11 protein-coding genes and 1 pseudogene are annotated in these 14,607 nt (G+C 56.1%); 2 read left to right on the forward strand and 10 right to left on the reverse strand.

Annotated elements, in window-relative coordinates:
* The first annotated feature begins 244 nt into the window (after positions 1 to 244).
* Entirely contained in the window at positions 245 to 973 is a 729-nt protein-coding gene (locus tag A1830_RS01275; protein ID WP_067700555.1) for a 4'-phosphopantetheinyl transferase family protein, read from the forward strand.
* Positions 974 to 1,024: 51 nt separating this feature from the next.
* Here the strand turns inward: A1830_RS01275 and A1830_RS01280 are convergent, their stop codons facing one another.
* Positions 1,025 to 2,338 carry an NCS2 family permease gene (locus A1830_RS01280; RefSeq protein ID WP_067700558.1) on the reverse strand — a complete coding sequence of 438 codons (1,314 nt, stop codon included), beginning with the start codon at positions 2,336 to 2,338 and terminating at the stop codon, positions 1,025 to 1,027.
* Positions 2,339 to 2,545: 207 nt separating this feature from the next.
* Between A1830_RS01280 and yieH the strand changes: the two genes are divergently transcribed.
* Positions 2,546 to 3,211 carry a 6-phosphogluconate phosphatase gene (yieH, locus tag A1830_RS01285; protein ID WP_067700562.1) on the forward strand — a complete coding sequence of 222 codons (666 nt, stop codon included), beginning with the start codon at positions 2,546 to 2,548 and terminating at the stop codon, positions 3,209 to 3,211.
* 117 nt (positions 3,212 to 3,328) lie between these two features.
* Here yieH and gbpA read toward each other — a convergent pair whose 3' ends face one another.
* From gbpA to A1830_RS01330, 9 genes and pseudogenes are all read right to left on the reverse strand, one after another.
* Entirely contained in the window at positions 3,329 to 4,786 is a 1,458-nt protein-coding gene (gbpA, locus tag A1830_RS01290; RefSeq protein WP_067700565.1) for an N-acetylglucosamine-binding protein GbpA, read from the reverse strand.
* A gap of 135 nt (positions 4,787 to 4,921) precedes the next feature.
* Positions 4,922 to 5,641, reverse strand: a complete 720-nt coding sequence (gene phoU, locus A1830_RS01295) for a phosphate signaling complex protein PhoU (RefSeq protein WP_067700568.1) — start codon at positions 5,639 to 5,641, stop codon at positions 4,922 to 4,924.
* A gap of 16 nt (positions 5,642 to 5,657) precedes the next feature.
* Positions 5,658 to 6,428, reverse strand: coding sequence for a phosphate ABC transporter ATP-binding protein PstB (pstB, locus tag A1830_RS01300; RefSeq protein WP_067700571.1), 771 nt, complete (start codon positions 6,426 to 6,428; stop codon positions 5,658 to 5,660).
* A 43-nt stretch (positions 6,429 to 6,471) separates the two neighbouring features.
* The gene (gene pstA / locus A1830_RS01305) at positions 6,472 to 7,359 is read right to left on the reverse strand and encodes a phosphate ABC transporter permease PstA (RefSeq protein WP_067700574.1); all 888 of its coding nucleotides are present in this window, start codon (positions 7,357 to 7,359) and stop codon (positions 6,472 to 6,474) included.
* Complete coding sequence (gene pstC / locus A1830_RS01310) at positions 7,356 to 8,318, reverse strand: phosphate ABC transporter permease PstC (RefSeq protein ID WP_067700577.1); 963 nt, start codon at positions 8,316 to 8,318, stop codon at positions 7,356 to 7,358. The genes pstA and pstC overlap by 4 nt, the downstream gene beginning before the upstream one ends.
* 75 nt (positions 8,319 to 8,393) lie before the next feature.
* Positions 8,394 to 9,434 carry a phosphate ABC transporter substrate-binding protein PstS gene (pstS, locus tag A1830_RS01315; protein WP_067700580.1) on the reverse strand — a complete coding sequence of 347 codons (1,041 nt, stop codon included), beginning with the start codon at positions 9,432 to 9,434 and terminating at the stop codon, positions 8,394 to 8,396.
* 273 nt (positions 9,435 to 9,707) lie between these two features.
* Positions 9,708 to 11,825, reverse strand: coding sequence for a TonB-dependent siderophore receptor (locus A1830_RS01320; protein ID WP_067700583.1), 2,118 nt, complete (start codon positions 11,823 to 11,825; stop codon positions 9,708 to 9,710).
* Positions 11,826 to 12,148: 323 nt separating this feature from the next.
* A pseudogene (locus tag A1830_RS01325) lies at positions 12,149 to 13,282 on the reverse strand (D-serine ammonia-lyase); the annotation flags it as partial.
* Entirely contained in the window at positions 13,283 to 14,518 is a 1,236-nt protein-coding gene (locus tag A1830_RS01330) for an MFS transporter (RefSeq protein WP_067700586.1), read from the reverse strand. It lies immediately after the preceding pseudogene.
* Positions 14,519 to 14,607: the final 89 nt, after the last annotated feature.

The following is a 14,607-nucleotide window of genomic DNA, read 5'->3' on the forward strand; positions in this document are numbered from 1 at the left end:
AAGCTATAGCCACTGGTACTAAATCAATCCCTTACGGGCTGACGTGGTTAAATAATGTGCTAAACGTTCAATAATTTCCGATATCCAAACTGCCCCCCAAAACATCGTCTGCGGAGAACAGTGGAGCGAGGCAAAAGTGCCAATAATCCGAATTTATCCCGAACCCGGCAAAGCGACGTGTAATCGCTTAAGAAAATTCTTACAATAGCGAAGACGACCCTCGACCATTATCATGGAGTGACCAATGGCATGTCATTTCGCGCGCTGGACGCCCGACTGGGCCGGGATACCCGCGCAGCACCTCCCGCCCACCCTGATCCGCTATGCTGCCGGGCTGCCTGACAGGCGTCGAAGGCGCTATCTGGCTTCCCGCACGCTGCTGGCACAGCTGATGCTGCACATTTATGGCATCACTTCCCTGCCCGAGCTTACCGTGACGGCCAGTGGCCGCCCCTGCTTTGTCGATCCGCAGCTTCCTGATTTCAGCATCGCCTATACCGGCAATATTGTCGGCATCCTGCTGGCTGATGAAGAGGGTGCAGTTGGGCTGGCAATGGATATTTTTCGGGCCCACAGTCGGCAGTTGCAGAAACAGTTTTCCACCCTCTTCTCTTCGGGCGAAAAAGCGTGGATTAACGCCCAAAACGATCCGGATGAAGCGGCGGCCCAGCTATGGATGATACGGCAGAGCATACTGAAGCTTCCGGATAATGACCCGTCGCAGCCGCTACGGCTGTTTCCCGCATCGGGGCGTCTGCGCTCAGAGGCCTTTCCCGACATTCAGGCCATTTCTGATGCGGAGGAGTTTATGGTCTGGTCCTGCGCACGCTCTCCGGGCAGCGAACGCCTGCATCTCTGGCAGTATGAAGGGGGCGATCGCTGGGTTTCTATTACCGCTATCGAGGGGAAGAAGATGGGGCCGCGCACGTTGAAATTAATCAGCTCCCTGCCAGAAAAACGCAGGGAGCCGTAATGACTCAGCTTACCAACAGCAGGCAGGTTTACCTGCTGTCCGCGATCTATCTTAGTGTGCGTCAATAAAGACGATCTTGAGAACAAACAGAAGAGTCACGGCGATGACGCAGGGGCTCATTTCACGCCAGCGGCCGCTGCCGAGCTTCATCACGCAGTAAGAAATAAAACCGAGTGCGATCCCCTCGGTGATGGAGAAGCTAAACGGCATCATGATAGCGGTAACGAAAGCCGGAACGGCTTCGGTCAGATCCTCCCACTTTATCCGCGTCAGGCTTGAGGTCATCAGTACACCAACGTAAATCAGGGCACCGGCTGCCGCATAGGGCGGCACCATACCCGCCAGGGGTGAAAGGAACATCACCAGCAGGAACAGGATCCCGGTGACCACCGCCATCAGCCCGGTGCGGCCACCGATAGCGACGCCCGATGAGCTTTCAATGTAGGCCGTCACCGAAGAGGTGCCGATATATGAGCCAACCACCGAGCTGATGCTGTCGACATAGAGCGCCTGCTTCATACGCGGGAAGGTGCCTTTCTCATCGGTCAGACCGGCTTTATCCGTTACGCCGACCAGCGTACCGGAGGAGTCGAACAGGTTCACCAGCATAAAGGAGAAGATGATCCCCGCCATGCCGACGTTGAGCGACCCGGCCAGATCGACCTGGCCGATAATCGACGTGATGCCCGTTGGCGCGGAGAATACCCCGCCGTACTTCACATCGCCAATGGCCAGGCCAATCAGCGTGGTCACCACAATGGAGACCAGTACCGCAATATGGATATTGCGTGACGCCAGAATGGCGATAATAAAGAAGCCCAGCGCCCCCAGCAGTACGCTATGGGAGGTTAAGTGGCCGACGGCCACCAGCGTCTCCGGGTTAGCAACCACAATGCCGGCGTTCTTCAGACCGATCATCGCAATAAACAGGCCGATACCGGCGGTAATGCCCACCCGCAGGCTGAGAGGAATATTGGCGATCATCCAGTAGCGGACGCGGAAAATAGTCAGCAGCAGCAGGCCCGTCGCCCCCCAGAATATCGCTCCCATGCCGACCTGCCATGAAATGCCCATGGCCCCTACCACCACAAAGGCAAAAAACGCATTCAGTCCCATTGCCGGTGCCAGCGCAACCGGCAGGTTGGCCACCAGGCCCATCAGAATACTGCCGAACGCGGCAATCAGGCAGGTGGTGACAAACACCGCCTGGGTATTCATGCCCGCTGCACCCAGGATCTGAGGATTCACGAAAACGATGTAGACCATCGTCAGAAAGGTCGTGAACCCCGCAATCACTTCCGTGCGCGCGGTCGTGCCGTGCTCCTGCAGTTTAAAGATCCGCTGTAACAGGCCAGGATTATTCATTGTGTGATTCCAGAACGAAGAGAAGTTATCGTCGGCTATCCTAACCTAAAAATTTAATATTGGTAGACGGCCGGGCGGTTTTTTCGCAACCGATTGCGCCGCGTTTACCTTCAGATCGCTGCCGCTAACGGGAATTGACAATTGCGGGTCGCATTTCGGTGTCAGACAGGTAAAGTGGCATGATGATAATGAATACAGGAACCCACCATGTCTGTTAGCTGTGTGTTTTTTGATTGCGACGGGACGCTGGTTGACAGCGAATTACTCTGTGCTCAGGCTTACGTCAACATCTTTGCCCGCTTTGGGGCGGAGCTGCCGCTGCAGGAGATGTTTGAGAAATATAAAGGCGTCAAGCTGTACGAGATTATTCCAACCGTCGCTAACCGGTTTAACCTGACCGTGCCGGTGGAGGAGTTTGAATCCGCCTGGCGGGCAGAAGTTGCACGCCTTTTTGACCTTGAACTTAAGCCGATATCAGGCGCTTATGCCCTGCTGGAGCAGATAACCGTGCCCGTCTGCGTGGTGTCAAACGGCACCGTGCCGAAAATGCAGCATTCGCTGGGCCTGACGAAGATGCGCCGCTTTTTTGATGACCGGTTGTACAGCGGCTACGATATCAACAGCTGGAAACCGGACCCGGACCTGATGGTCCACGCGGCGAATCAGATGGGTGTGCCACTGGAAAACTGTATTCTGGTGGATGACTCCGAAGCGGGCGCTAACGCCGGCGTTGCCGCGGGTATCCCGGTATTTTATTACTGTGCAGATGCCCATAATAAGCCGATCGACCATCCGCTGGTGACCGCGTTTAATGATATGGCGCAGCTGCCGGGGCTGTGGAAGGCGCGCGGCTGGGATCTGACCACAAAATAAAGGCAGTGAACACCCTAAGCCAGGCGTGTTCACTGGGTAAAAATGGGTTATCTTCCGTCAGGAAAGATAACCAGCTTTTCCTCCCGCGAGGGGGTCAGCCCCGAGGGCAGCATCAACTCAGTTAATCTGTTTCCATGCCATCTGCCAGTGCGAACCCACGCCGGGTTCAAACTGGTTTGCGCTCTGGCTCCACTGCTTGCAATACCCGCTGTTGGGGAACGGCAGACATTCATAAACTTTCTGGTTTTTTTGCTGAATAACGCGCGTCCCGGCTTTATAATCTGAAATACCGGCCGGGAAGACAGGCAGATCGTTTAATTCAGCGTCAGGCCTGGCATCTGAAGGATCGTTTTCCAGTTTGAATTTAATATATTCTGGTTGCAGAATATCGCCTTTTTCGTTAGTTGCGATAACCTTGAAAATATATTCCCCCGCTTCAACACCATCAAGGTGAATACTCAGCGCCCTGTTGGTATTATTCAGCTCGGATTTGAGATACCCTCTGACCAAATCAGCACTATCGTAAACTTTTGCCTCAATATTCAGCTTACCAGACACATGGACATTAAATTTAACCTCCGATTTCCCGCCTTTGATTTTTTCAGCCGTGAGATGGCTTAAGGTAATACGTTCCTGAATCGCCGGCGCCTGAGTTTCCTTATAAGAGAGTGCGAAGCTTTTAACGCTTGAGAGATCGCTACGGGAATAGAGGTTGTTATGTCCGAATACGGGCTCGATAGCTTTCGTGGTGCTGTTCATCACTCCGGCCTGAAGCCGCCCCTGAGATTCTTTGTTAATCACCTCCGCCAGGGCTTTTGACCAGCGATTTTTGTCAGTCAAATCTTCGCTGGTAATGTTCAGCTGATACTTAAGAGCGTTAACTATCCCATTGGTATCGAAAAAGCTGACTGAAACAGTATCACCGACCTTAAGGTCCTTGCCGTAAAGCACACCACTCAGCTGCGTCCATTCACTTTCTGCAGGAGTCTGGTTTTGATCGCCGCCGCTGCCAAAGTCCAGATCAATAGCCTGATAGAAGCTGTTAACCGTATCGGCAATATGCCAGACGCCATAAACAACCTGATAGCCGGTACGTTCTGGAACCCTACATTCATGGGTTACGAAGCGTGCAGGTGCCCGATTATTGCCCGGTACGGTACAGAAAGGCGTTAACTCAAAGGCGCTTCTGGTGAGGGGTTTGTTCGCGTCCCAATCCTGCCTGGTGATGTAATAGGTCCAGCTGACGGTTTTATGCAGTGCGGTATGATTCCAGGTAAATTTCTGCTTGCCTGATTTAAACGGCGTTTTCGCCCATGCATCCGCAGACTGGCGATCCAGCTGCGCAAAAGTAGGGATACTTGCGCTGGCCAGTTCACCGTCACGTGGCAGCTTAGTAAACGGAAAACCGGAGCTTTGCTCGACACTTTGTGGTTCCCAGGTGACATTACCACAGTCCAGATTTTTGCCCAGTTTACATTGATAGGCGCGGCTGGCAGGCTCCTGAATATAACCGTGCGCCCAGGCACCGGTAACCGTCAGAGTGGAAATAGCTAATGCGAGGATCTTCAACTTCATAACTTACATTCCCTTTAGATAAATATTCACCAGGCTGAAAAATACCGAAAAATCGGATACTCAGTGATTTACCTAAAGGGCTCAAGCAACATCCTCTTAAGCTTGAATAATTATACTTAACTAAGGCCGGTGGGATCAGCTATTGTCATCCGTTAACAGTTTATCCAGCTGATCCCCGCCGATGTGGCGGAAATCCTGCCCCTTTACAAAATAGAAGATGATTTCGCAGATATTCTGGCAGCGGTCGCCAATGCGCTCGATGGCGCGCGCGCAAAACAGGGCGGTGAGTACGCTGGGAATGGTGCGCGGATCCTCCATCATATAGGTCATCAATTGCCGCACGATGCCTTCGTACTCCTGGTCGACCTTTTTGTCTTCGCGATAAATTTCGACGGCGGCATTGAGATCCATACGCGCGAAGGCGTCCAGGACGTCGTGCAGCATCTGAATAGTATGGTGGCCCAGCGACTCCAGGCTCACCAGCAGCGACTGATGCTGCTGGCCAAACTTCTCCAGGGCGGTGCGGCAGATTTTATCCGCCACGTCGCCGATGCGTTCCAGCTCGGAAATGGTTTTGATGATCGCCATCACCAGCCGTAAATCACTGGCGGTGGGCTGACGCCGGGCGATGATCCGCACGCAGGCTTCATCAATCGACACTTCCATCATATTGACCTGCTGATCGCCCGCAATGACCCGCTTCGCCAGCTCGCCATCCTGATTATGCATGGCGGTGATGGCGTCGGTAAGCTGCTGCTCCACCAGCCCACCCATGGCCATCACCTGGGTACGGATATGCTCCAGCTCAGCGTTGAACTGCCCGGAGATATGTTTGTTGAGGTTAAGGTTATCCATCGTATTCTCCCGTCAATCAACCGTAGCGGCCGGTAATATAGTCTTCAGTCTGCTTCTGGTGCGGTTTAGTGAACAGCGTGTCGGTATCGCTGAACTCAATAAGCTCGCCCAGGTACATAAAGGCGGTGTGATCGGAGCAGCGCGCCGCCTGCTGCATATTGTGCGTAACGATCACCAGGGTGTAATCCTGCTTCAGCTCGGTGATCAGCTCTTCGATACGGCCCGTGGAAATCGGATCCAGCGCCGAGCAGGGTTCATCCAGCAGCAGCACTTCAGGGCGAATGGCAATGCCGCGCGCAATACAGAGCCGCTGCTGCTGACCACCGGACAGGCTGTAGCCGCTCTGATGCAGCTTATCTTTGGTTTCCATCCACAGCGCAGCCTTGGTTAGCGCCCATTGTACCCGCTCGTCCATATCGGCACGTGACAGTTTTTCAAACAGGCGTACACCGAACGCGATGTTTTCGTAAATCGACATCGGGAACGGCGTCGGCTTCTGAAAGACCATCCCCACCCGCGCGCGCAGCAGGGCGATATCCTGGCTGGCGGTCAGGATATTCTCGCCGTCGAGCAGGATTTCCCCCTCCGCGCGCTGCTCCGGGTAGAGCGCGAACATCTTGTTAAAGGTGCGCAGCAGCGTGGATTTCCCGCAGCCCGACGGGCCGATAAAGGCGGTCACCTGATTTCTGTAAATATCCAGGTTGATATTCTTCAGGGCATGGAATTTCCCATACCAGAAGTTCATATTTCGCACCTGAATCATATTACTGGAGGAGTTGTCAGCCATTGTTCTTCTCGCATGGTTCATGCCGCCGCAGCCGCACGCTTAATTAATGTTTGCCCCTGGCGAAGACCACGCGCGCCAGAATATTCAGCAGAAGGACGCAAAGCGTAATTAACAGTACGCCCGCCCAGGCCAGGCTCTGCCACTCCGTGAACGGACTCATGGCAAATTTGAAGATCGTCACCGGCAGGTTAGCCAGCGGCTGCATCATATCGGTGCTCCAGAACTGATTGGAGAGCGAGGTAAAAAGCAGCGGTGCGGTCTCTCCGGCGATACGGGCTATCGCCAGCAGCACGCCGGTGAGAATGCCGGAAACCGAGGCTTTCAGAGTAATCGCCGAGATCATCTTCCATTTTGGCGTACCCAGCGCATAGGCCGCTTCGCGCAGGCTGTCCGGCACCAGCCGGAGCATGTTTTCCGTGGTGCGGATGACGATCGGGATCTGCAGCAGCGCCAGCGCCACCACGCCCGCCAGGCCGGAAAAGTGCTGCATCCGCGCCACCACCAGCGTATAGACGAACAGCCCCACCACGATAGAGGGTGCGGAGAGCAGAATATCGTTAATGAAGCGGATAACCTCCGCCAGCCAGGATTTACGGCCATACTCCGCCAGGTAAATGCCGGCCATGATCCCCAGCGGCGTCCCCACCAGCGTTGACCAGAGGATCAGCAGCCCGCTGCCCGCGATGGCGTTCGCCAGGCCGCCGCCCGTCGTGTTTGGCGGTGGGGTATTCTCGGTAAACAGCGACAGCGTGAGGCCATCCATACCGCGCGTAACGGTGGCAAACAGGATCCACACCAGCCAGAACAGGCCAAACGCCATCGTCATCAGCGAAAGCGTCAGGGCGATGCGGTTTTTCAGCCGTCGCCAGGCCTGCATTTTGCGACGCGAGGCCGCCAGTCCGTCAGGGGTATGCATGTCCAGCGCGGTCATGAGCGCCCTCCTTCACTTTTCGCCAGGCGCAGGATCATCAGCTTAGAGCAGGCCAGCACGATAAAGGTAATGACGAAAAGGATCAGCCCCAGCTCCATCAGCGCGGCGGTATGCACGCCCGATTCGGCTTCGGCAAACTCATTCGCCAGCGCCGAGGTAATGCTGTTGCCCGGCATAAACAGCGACGGACTGTCGAGCTGGTAGGTGTTGCCAATGATAAAGGTCACCGCCATGGTTTCACCGAGCGCGCGCCCGAGGCCAAGCATTACCCCGCCGATCACGCCGTTTTTAGTAAACGGCAGCACCACGCGCCAGATAACCTCCCAGGTGGTACAGCCAATGCCATAGGCAGATTCCTTCATCATCACCGGCGTCTGTTCGAAGACGTCGCGCATAACCGACGCGATATAGGGAATGATCATAATGGCGAGAATAATCCCGGCGGCCAGAATGCCGATACCGAAGGCCGGACCGGAGAAGAGTGCGCCGACGATGGGAATATTCGCCATCAGATCGCCGAGCGGCGTCTGGAACCAGGTGGCAAACAGCGGGGCAAAGATAAACAGACCCCACATGCCATAGACGATGCTCGGGATCGCGGCCAGCAGTTCAATGGCCACGCCGAGCGGACGGCGCAGCCAGTTGGGCGCCAGCTCGGTCAGGAACAGGGCGATACCGAAGCTGACCGGTACGGCAATGATCAGCGCAATAAGTGAAGTGACGACGGTGCCATAAATGGGCACCAGCGCACCAAACTGTTCGTTGGGCGCATCCCAGGTTTTGGTCCATAAAAATGCGAAACCAAACTTCTGGATACTCGGCCAGGAGGAGATAATAAGCGAAACGATAATGCCGCCCAGCAGCAACAGTACAATCAGCGCCGCCAGCTTAACCAGCGCGCTGAAGATAATATCGCCCCGCCTGCCGGGAGGCCTGAATGTCGGCGTGGTTGCACCCATAGCGTTCTCAGTAGGTGAAGTGTAGGGGCGGCCCAGGGCTCGCCCCGTACCGGGGTCAGTCAGCGAGCCCCTTGACTAAAAGAGGACCTTGCCTGAGCTGTCTTTAACGTTGGTTTTCCATGCGGCGCGGATCTGCTTAACTACCGCATCCGGCAGCGGCGCATAGTCGAGGCTGGTGGTGGTTTTGCTGCCGTTTTTGTAGGCCCAGTCGAAGAATTTCAGCACGGCTGTGCCCTTGTCGGCGCTATCCTGCACGTTATGCAGCAAAATGAAGGTGGTGGAGGTAATCGGCCAGGCATTTTCGCCCTTCTGAAACGTCAGATCCTGAGCAAAAGAGCGCTGCCAGTCTGCGCCTTTCGCCGCATTGCTGAAGCTCTGCTCACCGGGTTCAACCGCTTTGCCATCGGCATCCAGCAGTTTGGTCCAGGCCAGGCCGTTTTGTTTCGCATAGGCATACTCGACGTAGCCAATTGAGCCCGGCAGCCGCTGAACAAAGGCAGCAACGCCGTCGTTACCCTTACCGCCCAGGCCAACCGGCCAGTTTACGGTATTCCCCTTGCCCACTTTGCTGTTCCAGTCGCTGTTCACCTTTGCCAGGAAGCTGGTGAAGACGAACGAGGTGCCGGATCCGTCGGCGCGGCGCACCACGTTGATATTGCTGTCGGGCAGCTTAACGCCAGGGTTCAGGCGACTAATAGCCGGGTCATTCCACTTTTTAACGTTGCCCAGATAAATATCGCCGACGGTTTTCCCGTCCAGCGTCAGCTGGCCGGATTTCACCCCAGGCAGATTAACGGCCAGTACCACGCCGCCAATCACGGTAGGAAACTGGAACAGGCCATTTTTTTGCAGTTCGTCGTCTTTCATTGGGGCGTCAGACGCGCCAAAGTCGACGGTTTTCGCGATGATTTGCTTTACACCGCCGGAGGATCCAATGCCCTGATAGTTAACCTGCGCACCCGTCGCCGTGTTGTACTCTGCGGCCCATTTGTTATAAACCGGTGCCGGGAAGGTGCCGCCCGCGCCGGTCAGATTGGTGGCCGCCATGACGGAAAGAGTGCTGAGTGAAAGGGTTACTGCGACGAATTGCGTCAGGGTTTTGCGTACCAGTGTCATATTCCCTCCGGGGGATTAAAAGTCAGACTACACGCGGTCTTAATCTCAGTATTTTTTGCTGCTGGAGGGAAAATAGGACATTTTGATGACAGTGACATGTACGCAATATGACATTTTTATGACACGGAAAGTGACTGACTGCCGGGCATAAAAAAACTCAGCGCAGGGTTATCCCACGCTGAGTTTTCGGGCTGACTGAGGCGTTACGCTGAATTAATGCGCGTATTACCGCTGCACATACCCCAGCACGCTATCTGGAACAGCGACGTCGCATCAGAAGTCGTAGCCGACGGTCGCCATAATAGTCCGCTCAGCACCCCAGTAGCAGTAACCGGTACCGTAACAGGCCGAGACGTAGTCACGATCGGTCAGGTTATTGGCGTTAACCTGCACGAAGGCGCCTTTCAGGCTGCTGTTCCAGGCGCCCAGATCGGCACGCACTGACGCGTCAAACAGCGTGACGGAGGGCAGGCGCGTAGTATTTTCGTTATCTGCCCACTGCTTGCCGATATAGCGCACGCCCGCACCGACGCTCAGCCCATAGTCAAACTGGTATTTAGCCCAGGCCGACGCCATGGAATTCGGCGTGACGTAAGGGGTATGTCCGTCGTTGCCGTCCACCGAGTCCTTATAGCGCACGTGATTCAGCGTATAGCTGGCAAGGGTGCTCAGGCGCGGCGTGAGCTGGTTGTGTGCTTCCAGCTCCAGCCCCTGTGAATGCACTTTTCCTGCCGGATCATAGTAGGAGCCCACCACCACGCGGTTGCCGACATCCTTCTGCGTTAAATCATAAACGGCGATGGAGTAGAGATCGGAGGTACCCACCGGCTGATACTTCACACCGGCCTCATACTGCTCAGAGGTCGTTGGCTTGAGCAGGTTACCGTCCCGACCGGAGAGGGATTGCGGCGTAATGGCCTGGCTGTAGCTGGCGTAAGGCGAAATGCCGTTATCGAAGGCATAAAGCAGGGCCGCGCGACCGCCAATATGGTCATCCTGACGACGATATTTGCTGTCGTAAGCATAGTTTTCCGTCTGCGAGACGATGCGATCGTAGCGGCCGGACAGGTCCAGATGCCACTTATTCCACACCATCTCATCCTGCAGATAGACCCCGGTCTGGTAATAGCGGCGCTGCGACTTACTGAAGGCGTAGTCCGGGTTCAGCCCCACAGCCCGACCGGTAACGGCATTCAGCTGGCTGGCATAGCCGCTGGCATCGCTCAGATCATTTTTATACTGATGATACTCAGCGCCCAGCACTACCTTGTGGTCAACCTCGCCGGTAGCGAAGTCTGCTTCCAGCTGGTTGTCGATGGCAAAGGCGTCCAGCGAGGAACGGGAGCCGGAGTAGTAGCGATTCAGCAGGTCAGGATTGGCGGTGTCCCAGCCAATCTGATACACCTGATCGAGATCGACGTTTGAGTGCGAGTAGCTGGCATTCGAGCGGAATGCCCAGGTATCGTTAAAGCGATGCGCGAATTCGGCGCTGTAGATTTGCTCATTGCGCTTGAACTGATCCAGCGAACTGTCGCCGTCATAGAAGCCGGTGCTCAGCTTACGACCATTATGTTCGGTGATGCTGCCGTCACCCGGCACCGCGCTGTGGTAGCCGCCGGAGGGGTCTTTTTGCAGATAGGCGCGCAGCAGCAGTGAGGTATCTTCATCCGGCTGCCACAGCAGCGACGGGGAGATAGCATATTTCTCTTCGCGGGTATGGTCATACTGGGTATCGCTGTTGCGGGTAATACCCGTCAGGCGAAACGCCCACTGTTCGTTGATTGCGTCGGTGTAATCAAAGGCCGCGCCGTTAGTGCTGTTGGTGCCGGTGAACAGGCGGAAATGGCCCTGCGGGGAGAACTGCGGGCGCTTAGAGGTTTCCATCACCAGCCCGCCCGGCACTGTCTGACCGTAGAGTGCGGAGGAAGGACCTTTGATGACGTCGATACGCTCAAGGAACCAGGGATCGACCTGTAGCACATTGTAGCTGCCGGGATCGCTCATCAGGCGCAGGCCATCAAGGAAGATGTTGTCCACGTCGCCGCCGTGGAAGCCGCGCAGCGAAACCGTATCGTAGCGCGTGGCCGCCCCTGCGAAGTTGGTAAAGGCCCCGGCGGTATAGTTCAGCGCCTGGTTGACGTCCATCGCGCCCTGATCTTCCATCTGCTGACGGGTCACCACGGAAACAGACTGGCCGGTGGTTATCAGTGGGCGATCGGTTTTGGTGGCACCGCTGCTGGTTTTCGCCGTATAGCCTTCGGTCGGCGAAGTAGCCGTTTCGACAGGCTGTGCGGTAACGACCAGGGTATCGGCGGCCCAGGTGAGAGCGGGTGTGCAAAGTGCGACAGAACAGAGCAGAACGGAACGCTTCAGGATAAAAGGCATTCTCATTATCAATCCCTTAAAAAGTAGGCTTATCGCTCCCGTCTCGCAGGAGTGAAGTAGAAAGACGCGCGTTATAGAGATGTAAGAATATGTGTAATCTCAATGAGAATTATTATCTTTCCTATTCAGCTTTTCAAGCGTTGATTTTTCTTATCTTTTCTCATTAAAAGTGTAGGGATATAGGCGGGTGGCCCTGATTCGGCTGCGCGAACCCCAGGCCGGGCCACGAATTAATAAAGTGCACACATTTCCTGCGCCAGTTTACTTATTTTGCCTTCTCTGAAGAGCGTGCTTGCACAGCTGGCAGACGGGTTTCAGGTAATGTCATTTTAATGCTTTCCCTTTTCCAGATATAACCTCATCTCGGTGTCAGGCACCATTCCTCCGCCTGTTGCCCAGACAAGGTGCGTCGCCCGGCGCATCACCTCAGGCGTCAGCCCGTGTAAGTGCTGATAGTCGGGGCTGGCCGAGACGCGCCATGGCCCCGCCATACCCGCCAGCGCAGAGGGTTCAAGCTGAATATTTTCACTTTGATCGAGCATGGCCAGCAGGTCATACATCGTCCGATCGCTCAGCGTATAGCAGCCGTCAGTTAACGGCAGCATGGCCCGGCCAACAAATCCCGACGCGCGGCCAACGGCGAGCCCGTCGGCTGCGGTTTTGTTATCGATCCCGATGTCCTGAACGGAGACGGCATCATGCAGGCCTGTGCTCATGCCGAGCGTCATGCAGGGTGAATGGGTAGGTTCAGCAAAAAAACAGTGAACATTATCACCAAATACCAGCTTCAGACCGAAGGCTACACCACCCGGCCCACCGCCTACGCCGCAGGGAAGATAAACAAAAAGAGGGTGCTGCGCATCAACGGTTAGCCCCTTCTGCTGCATCTGACGGTGTAATCTCAGCCCGGCCACGGAATAACCCAGAAACAGCGTGCGGGAATTCTCATCATCAATAAAGAAGCAGGCAGGATCGGCTTCCGCTGCACGTCGCCCCTGCGCAACGGCCATGCCGTAATCCTCGGCGTATTCGATGACCTCAACCCCGTGTGCGCGAAGTTTCTCTTTCTTCCACTGCCGTGCGTCTGACGACATATGCACGGTGACGTGGAAACCGAGCGCGGCGCCCATTATCCCAATCGAAAGCCCAAGGTTACCCGTTGACCCTACCGCAATCTTATACCGGCTAAAGAAGCGCCTGAACGCCGGCGTATGAAACACGCGGTAATCATCGCCCGCACGGATGATCCCTGCGTCCAGGGCCAGCTTTTCAGCATGGGCAAGCACGTCATAAATACCGCCGCGCGCCTTAATTGACCCGGAAATGGGCAGGTGGCTGTCTTTTTTGAGCCATAGCGCCCCGCTTATGGCTGCACGCTCCGCCAGTTTTTCCTGCATCCGCGGGATGGCAATCATGTCGGACTCGATCATTCCCCCAGCCGGTGCCGTTTCCGGGAAAGATTGTTACGTCACCGGCATAACCAGGCTGCGGCGCTGACGCTCGCGCAGAAATGCCCGTACCAGCCAGAGCCAGAGCAGGCCGCAGACCAGATTAAACAGGCTGAACCACGCGCTGCCTCCGCTGAAGTAAGCCGCTTTAGCAGCCTCAATCCCCAGCGCAAAGACCACGATACTCGCCATCCCTAACATCGCCGCCACGCTGCCTTTTCCGGCGCTGCTGGAAAACAGCGTCAGCCGGTAAAGCCCGGCATTAACCAGCCCGGTGCCAAAGCCGTAGAGGCTCAGTCCGGCGGTCAGCCACAAATAGCTGTGCGTATTGATGGCGGTGCTGATGGCCGCGATTGCCAGGCCAGCAAGGATCGGCCAGGCCCCCAGCCGCAGCGGCTGCTCAATGGGGAGGCGGCTGGCGAGGCGACCCAGCGTCAGGTTACCGGCGATCATCGCCACGAAGACCGGCAGCTGGAGCAGCGCGTAATCCATCCGGCTTAGCCCTTCGTCATGCATCAGGATAACCGGCGACAGCGCGACCCAGGCGAGGCAGGGAATGGTCACCAGGCCAATCGCCAGCGAACCGCCCATCACCTGGCGGTTCTTCAGCAGCGCGTAATAACCTGCCGCGAGCGATTTGACCGACAGCGAGGTATTTCTGTCGCCCGACGTTTCAGGCATTGTTCGCCACAGACCTATCAGCGCCACGGCGGTCACGCCGCCGAATAGCCAGAACATGGTGCGCCAGTCGCTGAACGAGAGAAACGCCGCCCCGGCCAGCGGGCCCGCCAGGGGTGCCAGCAGCGCCACGTTGGCCATCAGCGCCATGATCTTCACGCTGAGCGATTCGTCGAATGCCTCCTGAATGGTGGCGTAGCCCACCGCCCCGATAAAACATAGGCTTATCCCCTGCAGAAAGCGCAGCAGAACAAACTGCTCGATGCTTTGTACCCAGTGGGTTGCCATGCAGGTGAGCATGAAAAAGGCGACCCCGGAGAGCAGCACCGGACGGCGGCCCAACCTGTCAGACAGCGGCCCGAGCAGCCACTGGAGAACAATACCGCCAATCAGGTAAGCCGTCAGCGAGGCGGAGACCCATTCCGGCCCGACGTGAAACTCGCTGGTGACCAGCAGCATGCCCGGCTGGATCATGTCGTGCGCGATATAGGTGGCAAACTCGAACAGCACCAGCGACAGTGGAAAAATCAAATGTCGGCGGGTCAGGCGCGACACGGGTGTAAAAAGAGACATTGCGGTTCCTTCCCCAAAACAGAATGATAAAAAACGCGGCCACCGAAGCGACCGCGCCAACATACACCACTTTTTTAGCGGGCAGAGGA

It is taken from the genome of Erwinia sp. ErVv1, from assembly GCF_900068895.1.
GTDB lineage: Bacteria > Pseudomonadota > Gammaproteobacteria > Enterobacterales > Enterobacteriaceae > Erwinia.

Excerpts from the sequence above, each read along its gene's own strand:
- A1830_RS01275 (WP_067700555.1), top strand. The coding sequence starts at position 245 with ATGGCATGTCATTTCGCGCGCTGGACGCCCGACTGGGCCGGGATACCC.
- A1830_RS01280 (WP_067700558.1), bottom strand. The coding sequence starts at position 2,338 with ATGAATAATCCTGGCCTGTTACAGCGGATCTTTAAACTGCAGGAGCAC.
- yieH (WP_067700562.1), top strand. The coding sequence starts at position 2,546 with ATGTCTGTTAGCTGTGTGTTTTTTGATTGCGACGGGACGCTGGTTGAC.
- gbpA (WP_067700565.1), bottom strand. The coding sequence starts at position 4,786 with ATGAAGTTGAAGATCCTCGCATTAGCTATTTCCACTCTGACGGTTACC.
- phoU (WP_067700568.1), bottom strand. The coding sequence starts at position 5,641 with ATGGATAACCTTAACCTCAACAAACATATCTCCGGGCAGTTCAACGCT.
- pstB (WP_067700571.1), bottom strand. The coding sequence starts at position 6,428 with ATGGCTGACAACTCCTCCAGTAATATGATTCAGGTGCGAAATATGAAC.
- pstA (WP_067700574.1), bottom strand. The coding sequence starts at position 7,359 with ATGACCGCGCTGGACATGCATACCCCTGACGGACTGGCGGCCTCGCGT.
- pstC (WP_067700577.1), bottom strand. The coding sequence starts at position 8,318 with ATGGGTGCAACCACGCCGACATTCAGGCCTCCCGGCAGGCGGGGCGAT.
- pstS (WP_067700580.1), bottom strand. The coding sequence starts at position 9,434 with ATGACACTGGTACGCAAAACCCTGACGCAATTCGTCGCAGTAACCCTT.
- A1830_RS01320 (WP_067700583.1), bottom strand. The coding sequence starts at position 11,825 with ATGAGAATGCCTTTTATCCTGAAGCGTTCCGTTCTGCTCTGTTCTGTC.
- A1830_RS01330 (WP_067700586.1), bottom strand. The coding sequence starts at position 14,518 with ATGTCTCTTTTTACACCCGTGTCGCGCCTGACCCGCCGACATTTGATT.